General features: G+C 68.6%; 5 protein-coding genes. All 5 read left to right on the plus strand.

All coding sequences use genetic code 11. From position 1 onward, the window contains the following. Positions 1-81 precede the first annotated feature (81 nt). The 5 genes from U0004_RS14105 to U0004_RS14125 all read left to right on the plus strand — a co-directional run bounded on the left by U0004_RS14105 (position 82) and on the right by U0004_RS14125 (position 15842). Complete coding sequence (locus U0004_RS14105) at positions 82-810, plus strand: hypothetical protein (RefSeq protein ID WP_139144140.1); 729 nt, start codon at positions 82-84, stop codon at positions 808-810. Then, entirely contained in the window at positions 807-1382 is a 576-nt protein-coding gene (locus U0004_RS14110; RefSeq protein ID WP_115057475.1) for an RNA polymerase sigma factor, read from the plus strand. The genes U0004_RS14105 and U0004_RS14110 overlap by 4 nt, the downstream gene beginning before the upstream one ends. A gap of 8 nt (positions 1383-1390) precedes the next feature. Further along, positions 1391-2365, plus strand: a complete 975-nt coding sequence (locus U0004_RS14115) for a FecR family protein (RefSeq protein WP_070256423.1) — start codon at positions 1391-1393, stop codon at positions 2363-2365. A gap of 143 nt (positions 2366-2508) precedes the next feature. Further along, entirely contained in the window at positions 2509-15129 is a 12621-nt protein-coding gene (locus tag U0004_RS14120; RefSeq protein WP_081345616.1) for a filamentous haemagglutinin family protein, read from the plus strand. Next, positions 15126-15842, plus strand: a complete 717-nt coding sequence (locus tag U0004_RS14125; protein ID WP_070256421.1) for an RNA polymerase sigma factor — start codon at positions 15126-15128, stop codon at positions 15840-15842. Before U0004_RS14120 ends, U0004_RS14125 begins: the two co-directional genes overlap by 4 nt. The last annotated feature ends 60 nt before the right edge of the window (positions 15843-15902 follow it).

A 15902-nucleotide genomic window follows, 5' to 3' on the forward strand; every position in this document is an offset into this window, starting at 1 on the left:
CAGTTGATACAAGAATTATCACTTGGCAATACCTCGTTTCCGCATATTTTCACCCTCACACGATAGCGACACGATAGCGATATGACAGGCAGCCCGGCATCCGTTCATGTGCTAGCGCTGGCCGGATACCTGGTACTGCTGGGTTTCCTGGCCGCGGTGGGACCCGTACGGGCGCAGCCGGCCGATGGCCCCGTGCTGCAGTTCGATATCGCCGCGCAAAACCTCGGCGACGCGCTGGATATCTACAGCCGCCGCACGGGCATCGCCGTGCTGATGGACCAGCGCTATGCGCAGCGCCAGTCAGCCGCCGTGCGCGGCGCGCATGCGGCCGGCGCGGCCCTGCAATCCTTGCTGGAGGGTACTGGGCTGCAATCGCGCCTGTCCGATGCGCAAGCCGTCATCGTGTATGCCCCGGCAGGCGCAGCCGAGCTGCCGCAGGCCGCCGTCGTGGCCGCCGCCGACATACCGGGTGCCACGCAGGGCGGCGGCGACCATGCTGTCTATGTGAGCCGCTTGCAGCACGTACTGCTGGGGCTGCTGTGCCGCGCGGCGCAGACGCGTCCCGGCGGCTACCGCCTGGCGCTGCAGCTGTATCTGAACCGTGCCGGCGTGGTGGACCGCGTGCACCTGCTCGACAGCACCGGCTTGCGCGCGCGCGACACGGCGATCGCTCGCGTGGTGCTGGGCATGCGCGTGGGCGTGGCGCCGCTGCCGTCGATGCCGCAGCCCGTTTCCATCCTGCTGCTGCCGCAAGGGCCGGGCAGCGAAGTCGATTGCGCCTCCAGCATGCCGGGCAGCAACGCGCCATGAGCATGCCCGACCTGCGCACCAAGCTGAAACGCCATCTCAGTTCGCGCTATGCCGTGCTGCGCTGGCGCCTCGAACGGGTGGTCGGCTGCAAGCATCATGCGGCCGATGCGCTGCAGGAAACCTGGCTGCGCCTCGAAGCGATGGTGGCGCCTGGCCCCGCTGCCGCGCCCGTCCACAATCCCGACGCCTATCTGCTGCGTATGGCGGCCAATATCGCCACCGATGCCTACCGCCGCGACCGCATCATCGTCACCGAGCGCGAACGCGAAGAGCTGATGCACATGGCCGACGAGGCCGGCGACGACATCAGCGACCCGGCGCGCATCGTCTCGGCGCGACTCGACGTGCAGGCGCTCGACGCGGCGCTGGCGGGCCTGTCGCCGCGCCGCCGCGCCATCCTGACGGCGGCGCGCATCGACGGCATGCTCAATGCGGAAGTCGCCGAGCGCTTCGGCATTTCCGTGGCGATGGTGAAGAAAGAATTGCAGGCCGCCATGCAACACTGTAAAACGTGCATGGCCGACGCCGATGCCGCCCAGCGCAGCGATGTGTCGGGCCGCCGTAAATATTGATGAATCCCATGACTGCTCCTGACCGCGATCCACGCGACGTTTTTGAACCTGCCGACACGGCCATCGGCCAGCAAGCCGCGGCCTGGTGGGCGCGGCTGCGTGCCGACGATTTTACGCAGGCCGACGCCGACGCCTTGCGCGCCTGGTGCGCGCGCAGCCCTGCGCATGCGCGCGCCTGGCGCGAACTGCAACAGCTGTGGCAGGCGCTCGATCCCGCCTTGAGCCGCGCCGCCGCCGCGCCACAGCGGGAGAACGTGCTGGCGTTCCCGGCGCGCCCCGGGCGGCGGGCTTTTCTGGGCGGCGCGCTGGCGGCCGGCGTGGCCGTGCTGGCCTTGCGCCCGCCGCTGGGCGCCTGGCCTTCGCTGCAGGAATGGAGCGCCGACTACCGCACGGGCACGGGCGAGCAGCGGCAAGTGGCCCTGTCGCAGCAGATGACGGTGCAGATGAATACGCAGACGCGCATCAATGTGCGGGCGCCGGAAGCGATCGAGTTGCTGGGCGGCGAGGCGGAAATCCTTGCCAGCGGCGCGCGCCAGCCCGTCACGGTGCTGGCGGGCGCGGGGCGCTTGCTGGCGCAGTCGGCCCGCTTCAACGTGCGCCACACGGACGACGCCGTCTGCGTCACCTGCCTGGCGGGCGCCGTGGAAGTCGTCTGGCAGCAGCGCCGCCAGACCCTCGATGCTGGGCAGCAACTGGTCTACGACGAGCGGGGCGTGCAGGCGGCCACGGCCGCGCCAAAGGGCGAGGCCAGCGCGTGGCGCACGGGCGCGCTGTCGTTTGTCGGCAAGCCGCTGGCCGAAGTCGTCGATGAAATCAACCGCTACCGGCCGGGCCGGGTGGTGCTGCGCAATGCCGAGCTGGGGCGCCGCCTCGTGCGCATGCGTTTTTCCATCGGGCAAACCGATGGCGCGCTGGCGATGATACGCGACCTGTACGGCGCGCAAATGACCAGTCTGCCAGGCGGCATCGTGCTGCTCAGCTGATCCCGGTTTTCCCAGCGGCAGGGGATTGAAAATATTTTTCAAAAAACATTATCCCTTCCGCCGCCCAGCTACGTCATGGAGGCATGGACGCTTGCGCTACCGCCAGGCTCCGTTCCCTTCTCTCTAGCCAGGAAACCATTGCCATGACCAAGCTTCACACTGCCCAGCGCCCAGTCCCCACCGTTGACACGGGCGCGCAGCGGTCCTCCACGCTGGGCAGCCGCTTGCGGCTCACGCCGCTCGCTTACGCATTGACCACCATGCTGATGGCGGGCGCCTTTACCACGCCGGCGCGCGCGCAGCAGGCATTCAGCGGCGGCTGGTTCGCGGCCAAGGGCGCGGCGCAAAATACGGCGGCCACCTCGGGCCGCCTGCCGAATGGCCAGCCGCTGCCGCTGGGCAGCCGTCCCGAGGGGCAACAACAGCAGGCGAACCAGCAATTGCAGCGCTCGCTCAACAACCTGAACCTGGCTGCGCGCGCCATCGCCGCGCAGCAATCGGCCCAGGCGCAGGCGCGCCAGGCGGCAGCCGGGCTGCCCGGCGCACCCGATGGTCTCGTGAAAGGCGGCTTGCAGGTCGACACCAACAGCCTGACGGTAGGATGGCTCAATGCCCAGGGCCCCGTGCAGACAGTGGCGAACGGCAAGACGGCCGTGGTGGTGCAGCAGACGGCGGACAAGGCCATCCTGAACTGGGAAACATTCAATGTGGGCAAGGATACGACCCTGACGTTCCAGCAGCAGAAGGACTGGGCCGTATTGAACCGGGTCAACGATCCGCAAGCGCGACCCAGCCAGATCCAGGGCCAGATCAAGGCCGATGGCACGGTGCTGCTCGTCAACCGCAACGGCATCGTGTTTACGGGCACGAGCCAGGTCGACACGCGCAGCCTGGTGGCGGCCGCGGCCCGCGTCAGCGATACGCAATTCCAGAAAAACGGCATCTACAGTCCCGGCACGGCCGGCGCCTCGACGTTCACGGATGCGGCCGGCAAGGTGCAGGTGCAGGCAGGGGCGCGCATCGCCAGCAATGCGCCCAAGGGCAGCACGGAAGGGGGCGGCTATGTGATGCTGCTGGGCAAGGAAGTGCACAACGGGGGCGAGATCAGCACACCCAAGGGCCAGGCCCTGCTGGCTGCCGGCGACAGCTTTAGCATTAAAAAAGGCGTGGGCACGGATGGCAATCCGCTGTCGACCACGCGCGGCAGCGAAGTCGTGCCGCAGTTCGCGGCCGGCAGCACGGCGGGCAAGGTCGTCAACACGGGCCTGATCCAGGCGCGCGAAGGCGACGTCACCCTGGCCGGGCGCACGGTGCAGCAGGACGGCGTGCTGCTCGCCACCACCACCACGGCCACGCGCGGCACCATCCACCTGAATGCCCTGGGCAGCGACGCTGCCGTTACCGTGGGACGCGGCGCCGCCACGGCCATCCTGGTCGAGGATGACGGCAAGACGACGGCGCTCGACAGCCAGCGCGACGCCATGCGCGGCCCCGCCGTGACGTCCACGGAAAACATCCTCGCCGTGAACGACCGCCGCGACCAGTCGCGCATCGAGATCGGCAGCGCCGGCACGGTGGAATTCCTCGGCGACTCGCTGACCCTGGCCACGGGCGGCCAGATCGCCGTCAATGCGGCCGGCCGCAGCCTCGTGCGCGACGGGGCGCAGCTCGACGTTTCCGGCGCCGTCGGCGTGAAGGTGGCGATGGAGGCGAACAATATCGACATCAATGTGCAGGGCAACGAGCAGCGCGACGCGCCCGTCAACCGCGACGGCAAGGCCTTGATCAACAACAATATCTGGGTGGACCGCCGCAAGCTCGTGTTCGTACCGAAAGGCACGAACGGCTACGACAGCGACCGCTGGTACACGGCCGGCGGCTTGCTGGAAGTGGCCGGCTACCTGGGCACGCAGGGGCATTCCGTCAGCGAATGGATGGCGCAGGGCGGCACGGTGAGCTTTGGCGGCAAGGATGTCGTCACGCAGCTTGGCTCCAGCATCAACCTGTCGGGCGGCACGCTTGACGTGCAGACGGGCGCGCTGCGCCAGACCTGGCTGAAGGGCGCGGACGGCAAGCTGTATGAAGCGGGCAGCGCGCCCGCCGACCTGGCGTATGCGGGCGTGTACAAGGGTTACGAGGAAGAGCATGCGCGCTGGGGCAAGGATGCCAGCGCCTTCTATGCCAATCCTTTGATCGCCGCGCAAAAACGCCTGGAAAACGGCTATACGGTGGGCCGCGACGCAGGCAAGCTGGTGGTCGCTACCGGTTCGGCCGTGCTGGAAGGCAGCATCGCGGGCGACGTTTTCCAGGGCGAGCGCCAGGCACAGGCGCCGCAAGCGGTGCTCGACGGCTACCAGCAGTCGCAGCTGGCGGCCGCGCAGCGGGGGCAATTGATCGTCGGCCAGTATCAGCCGATGTTCGACAAGCGCACGGGCGTGCTGCAGCATGCGTTGTCGGCCGTCATGGACGAGGTGCGCCTGACGCGCGTGCAGGACGGCATCGCCGCCGGCCTCGACGTGGCCGACGTGTTGGCTGCAGAGCGTCAGGGCAAGCTGCTGCTCGACACCAACTTGCTCAACAGCCAGCAACTGGGCGCCGTCCGCATTGCCGCGAAAGGCGCGATCACCGTCGACAGCGCGCTGCAGGTGGCCGATGGCGGCAATATCACCCTGTTCGGCAAGGAAGTGGCCATCAACGCCAGCTTGCGCAGCCGTGGCGGCAGCATCGCGGCCGGCAACGTGCTGAACCAGATCGGTGCGCTGGGCATGCTCGATACCTTCGTCAATCCGGGCGTCCCCCCGGGCAAACTGGTGCTGGCCGATGGCGTCAGCCTCGATACCAGCGGTCTGCTCAGTAACGTGCTGCGCGATCCGCTGGCCGCCGCCGGCCTGCCATACCTGAACGGCGGCAGCGTATCGTTGCGGACGTACGGCGACGTGCGCATCGGCAATGGCAGCCTGATCGACGTGAGCTCGGGCGCGGCCATCCTGGCGCAGGCGAAACAGCAGGGCGGCAAGGGCGGCAACGTCACCCTGGCCAGCTATGGCGCGACGGCCGACCTGGCGCTGGGCGAAGGCGCGCAAGTGCGCGGCCATGGCGTGCAGGGCGGCGGCAAGCTGGAATTGCAGGCCAACAAGATCATGATCGGCCACATTGAAAAACCCGAGGCAGGCACCGTGCAGCTGGATGGCGGCTTCTTCGACAAGGGTTTTTCCAGCTATAGCCTGGTCGGCAAGCAGGGCGTGACGGTGGCGGACGGCACGCAGGTGGACGTGCGCATGCCCGTGCTGCGCGTGGTGGAGAATGAAAAACTGGCCCTGTGGACGCCGGAACAGGTCACGGAAAACCCGCTCAAGGGCACTTTGACGCAGCGCAAGGGCGCCAGCCTGGCCGTGCAGGTGGGCGATATCCAGTCCGGCGCGGCCGACATGGCCATCGCCGAGCTGCTGGTGGGCAAGAATGCTGTGGTCAGCGTCGATGCGGGCCAGTCCATCAAGCTGTCCAGCGTGGGCCAGCTGACGGTGGACGGGCGCCTGAACGCCTGGGGCGGCAAGATCAGCCTGGGCGGCGTCGGCGTCGACCGGCCTGTGTCCGAAGCGGTGGAGGCGGCCGGCCATGGCCGCTCCATCTGGATCGGCGAGCATGCCGTGCTCGACGTGGCCGCGCGCGCCGTCAGCGCCACGGATGCGCAGGGCCGGCGCTACGGCAAGGTGGTCGATGGCGGCAGCATCGTCGTCGGCGGCGAGATCGACCATGCGCAGGGCAGCACCTCGGCGGCCAGCCTGTTTGTCGTCGTGCGCGACGGCGCCGTGCTCGATGCGTCCGGCGCGCACGCCGTGCTCGACATCAATGGCGACGCCATCGACGTGGCCAGCGCGGGCGGCAGTATCGCGCTGGCATCGAACAATGGCTTGTACCTCGATGGCCAGCTGCTGGCCAGGGCGGGCGGCGCGGGCGCGGCGGGCGGCAGCCTGTCCGTGGCCACGGGTTCGCCCGAATACCGCAAGGAGCTGGCGCAGGCCAGGGTATTGCAGGGACGCCAGCTGATCCTCACGCAGCGCCAGCTTGCCAGCGACCTGGCCGAAGGTATCAGTGCGCAGGACGGCGAGCAGGCACTCCAGTACGGCCATGGCCGCTTGTCGGTGGAGCAGGTGGACGCTGGCGGCTTCGGCAACCTGGCCCTGCTTGGCGCCGTCACCTTTGGCGGCGACGTGACGCTGAAAATGCAGCAGAGCTTCCAGCTGTATGGCGCGCCGGCGCTGGCCCCCGGCAGTTCGCCCGACGCGCGCGTCAAGGTGGCGGCGCCGTATGTGCGCCTGGCCAGCATCAAGCCGGTCGGACGCGATTTCTATGTCAGACCAGGCACGGCGGGGCAAACGCCGGTCGCCAGGCAGATCGGCTTTGAAGGCGACCTGATCGATGTGCGCGGCCTGGTCAATATCGTCGCCGACGACGTGCGCCTGACCAGCCGCGGCGACCTGCGTTTCCTGCTGTCCCCGCTGGGCTGGGATGGCAACCAGCCGACGACGGTGCTGTCCACGCAGGGCGACATGACCCTCAGCGCGGCCCAGTTGTATCCGGAAACGGGCGCCGGCGCCGCCGTGCGCGCGGGCGTGGGCACAACGCTGGGCAATATCAGCTACGATCCGAAGCGCACGCTGACCATCGCGCGCAGCACGGACACCATCCCCGCCGTGCCGTATTCGGCCTTTGGCATGCTGCAGTTCGGCGCCGCGCACATCGAGCAGGGCGGCATCGTGCGCGCGCCGCTGGGCCTCATCAATCTGGGCGTCGGCACTTTTGCGAGCGAGAATAGCCTGAGCATCAATTTGTTGCCTGGAAGTATTACTTCCGTCAGCGCAGCCGGCATGGTCATGCCGTATGGCGGCACCGCTGATGGGCAGAGCTGGAATGTCGATGGCAAGAAGACGGAGTTTATCGGCGTCGGCGGCGCCGCCGTCAACGGCGCCATGCGCGTCGGCATCGATATCGCCAGCGTGGAGGTGGCCGTCAAGCCGGGCGCGCTGCTCGACCTGTCCGGCGGCGGCGAACTGACGGGCGCCGGCTTCATTTCCGGGCGCGGCGGCTCCACCGATGCGCGCTATCATCCGCTGCTGCAGGTGGGCGCGAATGGCGGCTTCGTCTTGCCGGGCCTGGCGACCAACCCCGTGTACGCCATCGTGCCCGGCGCGCAAGCGCCGCAGGCGCCCGCCGGCGGCGAAAAGGGCGCTGCCGATCCGGCCATCGGCCGGCAGGTAACGATAGGCAAGGGCGTGCCGGGCTTGCCTGCCGGCACCTATACCCTGATGCCCTCGACCTATGCCTTGTTGCCAGGCGCCTTCCGCGTGGAGTTGAACGGCTTGGCGGGCCAGGGGGCAAGCGCCACCCTGGCGCAGCCGCTGCGCAACGGTTCCTGGGCCGCGCCCGGCACGCTGTCGATCGCCGGCACGGATATCCGCGCGCCGCTGGCCAGCCAGCTGATACTCACGCCGGCCAAGGTCTTGCGCACGTATTCCCAGTACAACGAGACCGGCTATGCCGCGTTTGCCCTGGCCGATGCGCAAACGCGCGGCATACCCCGTCCGCTGCTGCCGGCCGATGCGAAGACGCTCAAGCTGCAGCTGGCGCCAGGCGCCGGCATCGACGCCTTCCAGTTCGACGGCACGGGCAAGTTCGCTGCCGCCACGGGCGGCTTTGGCGGCACCGTGTCGGTGATCCCGGGCGGCCCCGAAGACATTGAAATCGTCGCCGACGGCGCATCGGCCACGCCGGACTTCGGCGGCGTGACGCTGCACGCTGCCAGCCTGAACGCGATCGGTGCGGCGCGCATCGTCGTCGGTTCCACCCCCATCGTCATCTATGGTCAGGGCGGCAACTACATCAGTTTTGGCACGGCGCAGGCGCATAACATCTATCTGCGTAGCGGCGCCGTCCTGTCGGCGCCGGAAGTGCTGCTGCTGGCGCGCGACCCGTGGAATATCGAATGGACGGCCGGCCTGATCGATATCGCGCCCGGCGCGGGCATCAACACCTTGGGACGCGGCAAGGTGGCCTATGACGCCAACGACGGCTTTGTTTACCAGAGCAATGCGGGCATCCACATGCTGGCCGCCTCGAACGGCTTGATGAATGTGGCGCCGGTCGGCGGTTCGGCGCGCGGCGGCATCAGCGTCGGCGTGTGCGGCGACGCCTGCACGGACAAAGGAACAGCCAGCCTGTATTCGGAAGGCACCTTGCTGATGTCGACGAACGGCAGTTTCGAACTCGATAACTCGGCCCGCTACGGCACGCGCAACCTGAGCCTGGCCGTGGGCGCCATCAACATGGGCAGCAGCGAGGCGCTGGCGGCGGCCCAGGCCAACGGCACGCGTTCGAGCGGCCTGGCCATGAACCAGGGCGTGCTGGACCGCCTGCTGCGCGGCGACACCAGCACGGGCGCGCCGGCCCTGCAGGCGCTGATGCTGAGCGCGGCCGACAGCGTCAATTTCTATGGCGACGTGGTGCTCGACACCTACGACAAGACGAGCGGCAAATCGACGCTGGAACGCCTGGTGCTGACCACGCCCGCCATGTATGGCCAGGGCGGCGCCGATGCCGTGGCGACCATCCGCACGGCTAACCTGATCTGGGGCGGCGCCTTGTCGCCGGCCGGCAATGTGATTACGCGCGGCGCCGGAACGGGCAGCGGCACCTTGAACCTGGAAGCGGAGCGCATCGATTTCGGCTTCGGCCCGTTCACGCAGCCGGCCGGTGTCGACTCGTTCGACCGCCTGGCGCTGGGTTTTGGCTACGTCAACCTGAAAGCGTCGGGCCAGGTCACGGCCAATCACAAGGGCAGCCTGTCCGTCTACCAGGCGCAGGGCGCCTATGAAACGGGCAAGGGCTACCAGTACAGCGGCGGCAATTTGAACATCAGCACCCCGCTGCTGACGGGCGACGCCGGTTCCGCGCACAGCTACACGGCGGGCGGCGCGCTGACGGTGGCGGCGCCGGCGGGCGCGGCGCCGGCCGCGCCCGTCAAGAGTAACGATGGACTGGGCGCCCAGCTGGCGTTGCACGGCGACAGCGTGAGCGTGGCGACGGCCGTGGTGTTGCCAAGCGGCAAGCTCACGGTCAGCGCGCAGCACGACATCACCGTGGCCGACGGCGCGCGCATCGACATGGCGGGCCGCAAGAGCACCTTCTTTGACGTGGACAAATACAGTTGGGGCGGCGACGTGACGCTGGACAGCCGCGCCGGCGACATCCGCCAGGGCGCGGGTAGCGTGATCGACCTGTCGGCCGTGAACAACCGCGCCGGCAGCCTGAAGGCCGTGGCGCTCGATGGCGCGGCCGGCATGGTGAACTTGCAGGGCAAGATCCTGGGCGGCGCCAGCGGCAGCTACGACGCGGGCGGTACAGTGGTGCCGTACAAGAAGGGCAGCGTGGACGTGCGCGCGCAAACCCTGGGCGAGGGCGGCAGCCTGGACAGCCAGTTCGCTTCGCTGAACGGGCGTTTGAACGAGGGCGGCGTGACGGGCGGGCGCAGCTTCCAGCTGAAACAGGGCGACTTGACCATCGGCAATGAACTCAAGGCGGGCGAGGTGCAGGTATCGCTTGACAATGGCCGCCTGACGGTGGCCGGCGTGATCGACGCCAGCGGCGAGCGCGTGGGCAGCATCCGCCTGGCCGGCAAGCATGGCATTACCTTGGCCGATAACGCCGTGCTCGACGCGCATGGCACGCTCTTGCGCGTCGACAGCTATGGCAAGATCATCGACAGCCCGAACCGGGCCATGGTGGAATTGAACGGGGGCGAGGGCCTGTTGAGCCTGGCGGGCGGCGCGCAGATCGACGTGCGCCACGGCACGGCGGCCGTGGCCGGCAAGGGCAAGGGCGAACACGACGGCGCCGCGCGCGGCACGCTGGAACTGAGCGCGCCGCGCCTGGGCAGCGGCGGTTCCCGCACGGACGCAGACGCGGCCACCTTCGGCGATATCGCCATCGCCACCGGTGGCGGTTTTACCGTGCGCGGCGCGAAATCGATCGCCGTCAACGCCATGCAGCGCTACGACGACGCGGCCTACGCCACGGACCTGTCGGCCAGCGGCCGGCCGTACCAGGTGATCAACCAGGCATATCTCGACAGCAAGCATGCGGACAGCACGGCCTTCATCGACGCGGCGCTGGCGAACACGAACTTGCGCAATATCAAGCTGGCGGGCTTGACCACGGCCGCGTATGCCGAGGCGCTGCACTTGCGTCCCGGCGTCGACATCGTCAGCAAGACGCCCGATGGCGACCTGGTGGTGCGGGGCGACCTGGATTTGTCGGGCATGCGCTACGCCAGCCTGAACCCGCGCTTCCCGCAAACGGCTGTGCGCGGTTCGGGCGAGGTCGGCAGCCTGCTGCTGCGCGCCGGCGGCGACCTGAGTATCTACGGCAGCATCAACGACGGCTTCGCGCCGCCGCCCGCCACCCAGGATGACAAGGGCTGGATCTTGCTGCCAGGGCGCGATATCAACGGCAGCGACGTCATCGTGCCGGGCCAGGGCGTGACCGTGGCCGATGGCACCTTGTTTCCGGGCGGTATCGCGCTCAATTACGACTTGCCCGTCAAGGGCTTCAATCTGCCCGCCAATACGCGCCTGCCCGTGGCCGTCACCCTCGACCAGCCTATGACGGTGCGGGCCGGCACCGTGCTGGCCGCCGCCGTGCGCGACAGCGCCGGCAATATCGTCCACGCGGCCGGCAGCCTGCTGGCGACGGAACAAGTGTTTACGCCTGGCATGCGCCTCGACGCGGGCAGCGTGCTGGCGCATGCGGTCAAGGTGCGCGCCATGACCTGGCCCAAGGGCGTGCCGCTGCCTGGCGTGGCCGGTGAACGCGGCGTCTTCGTACTTGATGGCAACCTGGCGCTGGCCGTGGGTGCATTGATTCCGTCCGGCATGGACGTCAAGCTGATGCCCAATGTGGAGTCTATCCAGCTGCGCCCGGAAGTGGCGGGCAGCCAGGGCAAGCTGTGGGCCATCGCGCCCATGCTGGCCGAAGGTTCGCAAGCGTGGGGCCTGCGCCTGGTGGCGGGCGCCGACCTGGAGGCGGCCGATACGCGCAGCGTGCAGGCGCATCCCGAGCATGCCACCTTGCGCCTGGCCGACAGCCATTACGGCGTGTATGGCGTGCTCGTGCCGCCGAAAGGGGTGCAGTACTGGACCAGGGAAGCGCAGGAACTGGGCGAGCGCGAGGGCATCCCCGGCATCGTGGCGGGCGAGCCCATCACCGAGGAATTCACCAGCCAGTTCGGCCAGACTGTCGAGGTATTTTGCGCCAACGACCCGACCCTGTGCGTGCTGAAGTTGGCATACGTGTGGACCAAGGCCGGTGCGGAAGAGTTCGCCGACCCCAGCGTGAAGGCGGGCGACGTGGTCGACCTGGACGGCCTGGGCTGGCCAACCATGTGCGAGGAAAACCCCACCTGGTGCGGTACCTCCAGCCCCAGCTACAATTACAAGCCGTCCAGCCTGCGCCACAGCGTGCTGCGCACGGGTACGGGCGACCTGGATATGGTCAGCGGCGGCGACCTGCGCGTGGACAGCCTGTACGGCGTGTACACGGCCGGCATGTCGTCTGTGCCGACCTCCGCAAGTGACCCGTTCAACCTGCCACGCTCGCGCAATGCGGACGGCACGGTGCTGGCCAACCCTGATGGCGCGCATGAGCGCCTGGTCGACGGCGGCGCCGACAGCATTTACCGGGCATGGTATCCGGACCAGGGCGGCAATCTGCTGCTGAAGGTGGCCGGTAACCTGAGCGGCTCGCTGGTCGACGCGCCTTCCGCCAGCAACGAGCGTCCCGTCAGCAAGGATGCCATGGCCGATTCGGCGGCAGTGGGCAACTGGCTGTGGCGCCAGGGCAGCGGCAGCGTGGCCACGGGCGGCCCGGCCCAGCCGACGGCGTGGTGGATCAATTTCGGCAGCTATGTGCGCCGCGATACCCTGGCCGACACCGTGCTGGGCTTTACGGGCTTCGGCACCCTGGGCGGCGGCAATCTGCGTGCGGAGGTGGCGGGCGACGCGGGCGTACAGACCTTGCTCACTGGCAGCTCCTATAACGGCAGCATCAATCCCCGTTCGCAGGGCTTGCTGCTGGCTGTCGGCGGCACGGGCCGCGTGCAGGCCGACGGCAGCTTGCTGCTGACGGGCGGCGGCGATCTCGACCTGCGCGTGGGTGGCGTCCTCAATCCGGCCGGTACGGCAGGCCTCAGTCACATAAATGGCGCGCTGATCGATTTGCGCGGCCACGCGGAAACGTCGGCCACGCAACTGGGCAGCCTGGCGCTGCAATACGGTTCGCAGCCGACCCAGCACGTGCCGCTGGAAACGCGGGCCTACGATGCCTTCACGGCCACGCGCGCCACGCCGCAGGGCGGCATGACCCTGGTGCCGGGCGACGCCACCTTCACCGTGGCGACGCTGGGCGACCAGGTGCTGCAGGATGTGGCCGACCCCGGTCGCGTGCCCCTGTTCAGCGCATCGGCGTTCACCAGCGCCAAGGGCGAGGCGGGCGTCGGCTACAGCTGGTTCAGCCTGTGGACGCCGCGCACGGCGCTCGACCTGTTCTCCGCCGGCGGCAACATGACGCCGCTGACCGCGCCGGTCGGCACGGCCACCGACCTGGCCGTCGTCTACCCGTCCATCGTGCGGGTCGCGGCGCCGAATGGCAGCTTGTATTACGGCAAGGCAACCGCCAGCTGGAATAGCGCCACCAGCTATGCCGATCCGCTGGTGCTGGCGCCATCGCCGAGTGCCCAGCTGGAATGGCTGGCCGGCGATTCCATCTATGCGGGCGGCTATGCCATCAGCCAGTCCGGCGCCGGCGCGGACAGCATGGCGACGCCGTTCAAGCCGGCCTTCGTGGGATGGAACGCCAATCAGGCCGATTTCACGCCAAAGGCCGGCAATGTCTCGAGCACGGGGGCGCCGGCGACGCGGACGAGCTATCCGCTCTTCGCCTTCGGCCCCGATTCCGCCAGCGGTCCGGCCAACAGCGGCACGCAAGTGGCGCGCATCTATGCCGTCCACGGCGATTTGATCGGCGTCAATAGCGGCCGTATCGTCGAGTTCACCGATGCCGCGCACGCGGGCATCACCTGGTACGAGGGGGCGCAACCGGTCTGGATGAAGGCGGGCCGCGATATCGTCAGCAGCGGCACGGCGCTGCTGGAATCCATCGACGGCACCGCCAGCGGCAACGATATGCGCTTCAGGAATCTCAGCAATTTATTCGTGCATAACAATGCGTATGACGTGTCGCTGGTGTCGGCCGGGCGCGACATCCTGGGCAGCTCCTTCAACGTGGCCGGTCCTGGCACCCTCGATATCAGCGCCGGACGCAACATATTGATGCAGGACAAGGGCAGCATCGTCAGCCTCGGCCCCATCGTTCCTGGCGACAAGCGTCCGGGCGCCGGCATCGCCATGCAGGCCGGCGTGGGCGCGGCCGGTCTCGACTATCTGCGCTTCGTCAAGCCGTATCTTGACCCGGCGAACGTGGCGCAGACGGGCGTGCCGCTGGCCGACCAGGCCGGCAAGGTGGTGAAGTCGTACGCGGCCGAGCTGGCCGGCTGGCTGAATGAACGCTACGGCTTCAAGGGCACGGCCGCCGAGGCGCAGGCCTTTTATCTCGCCTTGGCCGAGCCGCAGCAGCGCGTGTTCGCCCGCCAGGTGTATTTCGCGGAACTGAAGGCGGGCGGGCGCGAGTTCAACGATGCCGACAGCGCCCGCTACGGCAGTTTCCTGCGCAGCCGCAATGCCATCGCAGGCCTGGCGCCGGCCACGGACGCCAGCGGCAAGGCGATTTCGTATGCGGGCGACATCACCATGTACCGCGGCACGGTTGGTCTCTTCAACTCGGACTCGGGAAAAAACGACCGCATGGTTGCCCGCAGCGGCTACGTGCACACGAACTTCGGCGGCGACATCCAGCTGCTGACGCCGGGCGGCAGGCAGGTGTTCGGCATCGAAGGCGAGGCGCCGCCGGCCACCTCGGGCGTCATCACCAAGGGCGGCGGCAATATCGACCTGTTTTCGCACGGCAGTATCCTGTTGGGCCAGAGCCGCATCATGACGACGTTTGGCGGCGACATTCTGGGCTGGTCGTCGCAGGGCGACATCAACGCGGGGCGCGGTTCGAAGTCGACCATCGTCTACACGCCGCCCAAGCGCGTGTATGACAACTGGGGCAACGTGACCCTGTCGTCCGACGTGCCGAGCACGGGCGCCGGCATCGCCACCCTGGCGCCGATCGCGGAAGTGCCGGCCGGCGACGTGGACTTGCTGGCCCCACTGGGCACCATCGATGCGGGCGAGGCGGGCATCCGCGTCTCGGGCAACGTCAACCTGGCTGCGCTGAAGGTGATGAACGCGGCGAATATCCAGGTCAAGGGCGAAGCGAAGGGCATGCCGACGGTGGCGTCCGTCAACGTGGCGGCCATGACGAACGCCAGCGCGGCGGCGACACAGGCCACGGCGGCGGCGCAGGAAGTGGTACAGCGCGAGCGCGCCGCCACCCGTTCGGCGCAGCCCTCCGTGTTCACGGTGCGCGTGCTGGGCTTTGGCAGCGAAGCGCCGCCCGACAGCGCGCAAGCCACTCCGGCCGACGGCGCGCGCATCGAGGCGGCCGATTACAACCCGCGCAGCGCCGTGCGCGTGCTGGGCCTGGGGCCGCTGCCGGAATCGGCCACGCGCCAGCTGACGGCGCAAGAGCGCAGCAGGTTGTCGCCATGATGGCCGGCATGACCCACGTGGCTGCTGTCTTGCCCTTGCGCGCGGCGGGGCATACCGGCATGGCCTGGTGCCGGCCTGCCATCCGGCCCCGTCTGCAGGCGGCCAACGACGTGGCGCCCCTGTCAGTTCTGCCGCCAGGGCAGGGCGCCCGCCTGCAGGCTGTGCTGGAAAGCAATTACGCGGCCCTGCACCGGCGCCTGGCGCGCCACCTGGGCTGCGCCGAGCTGGCCAGCGACAGCCTGCACGACGCCTGGCTGCGGCTGGGCGCGCTGGCGGCCGGGGACGGCGCGGCGCTGGCGCACAGCCCCGTCGCCTATGTCTTCCGCGTGGCGTGCAATGCGGCCATGGACAGCCTGCGCCGCAACCGCGCCTGGCTGTATGCGGACGAGGGCGATGGGGACGGCGCTGCCGGCCTCGTCGATTTCCTCGCCGATACTGCGGCCGGGCCGGAACGCCTGGCCGAGCTGCAGGCCGACGTGCGGCGGCTGGCGCAGGCCGTCGACTTGCTGCCGCGGCGCCACCGGCAAGTGCTGGAAGCGTTGCGCGTGGATGAGCTGACCCGCCAGGAAGTGGCCGAGCGGCACGACATGTCCTTGCGGAATGTCGATACGGCCCTGCGCCAGGCGCTTGACCATTGCGCCCGCCACACCGGTTACGCGGCGCAGGGGGGCGTCGGCACCACCCGGCGCAGCCTGCGCTTGCGCCAGGGATAGGCGCTCACCGATGTCTTACGTTCGTTCGCGTACAGACGCGTAGGAATCCGGCCGTCAGAC

It is taken from the genome of Janthinobacterium lividum (assembly GCF_034424625.1).
In the GTDB taxonomy this organism is placed as follows: domain Bacteria; phylum Pseudomonadota; class Gammaproteobacteria; order Burkholderiales; family Burkholderiaceae_D; genus Janthinobacterium; species Janthinobacterium lividum.

What these genes read in the sequence shown, in the direction of transcription:
- U0004_RS14105 (WP_139144140.1), top strand. Translation starts at nt 82, where the DNA reads ATGACAGGCAGCCCGGCATCCGTTCATGTGCTAGCGCTGGCCGGATAC.
- U0004_RS14110 (WP_115057475.1), top strand. Translation starts at nt 807, where the DNA reads ATGAGCATGCCCGACCTGCGCACCAAGCTGAAACGCCATCTCAGTTCG.
- U0004_RS14115 (WP_070256423.1), top strand. Translation starts at nt 1,391, where the DNA reads ATGACTGCTCCTGACCGCGATCCACGCGACGTTTTTGAACCTGCCGAC.
- U0004_RS14120 (WP_081345616.1), top strand. Translation starts at nt 2,509, where the DNA reads ATGACCAAGCTTCACACTGCCCAGCGCCCAGTCCCCACCGTTGACACG.
- U0004_RS14125 (WP_070256421.1), top strand. Translation starts at nt 15,126, where the DNA reads ATGATGGCCGGCATGACCCACGTGGCTGCTGTCTTGCCCTTGCGCGCG.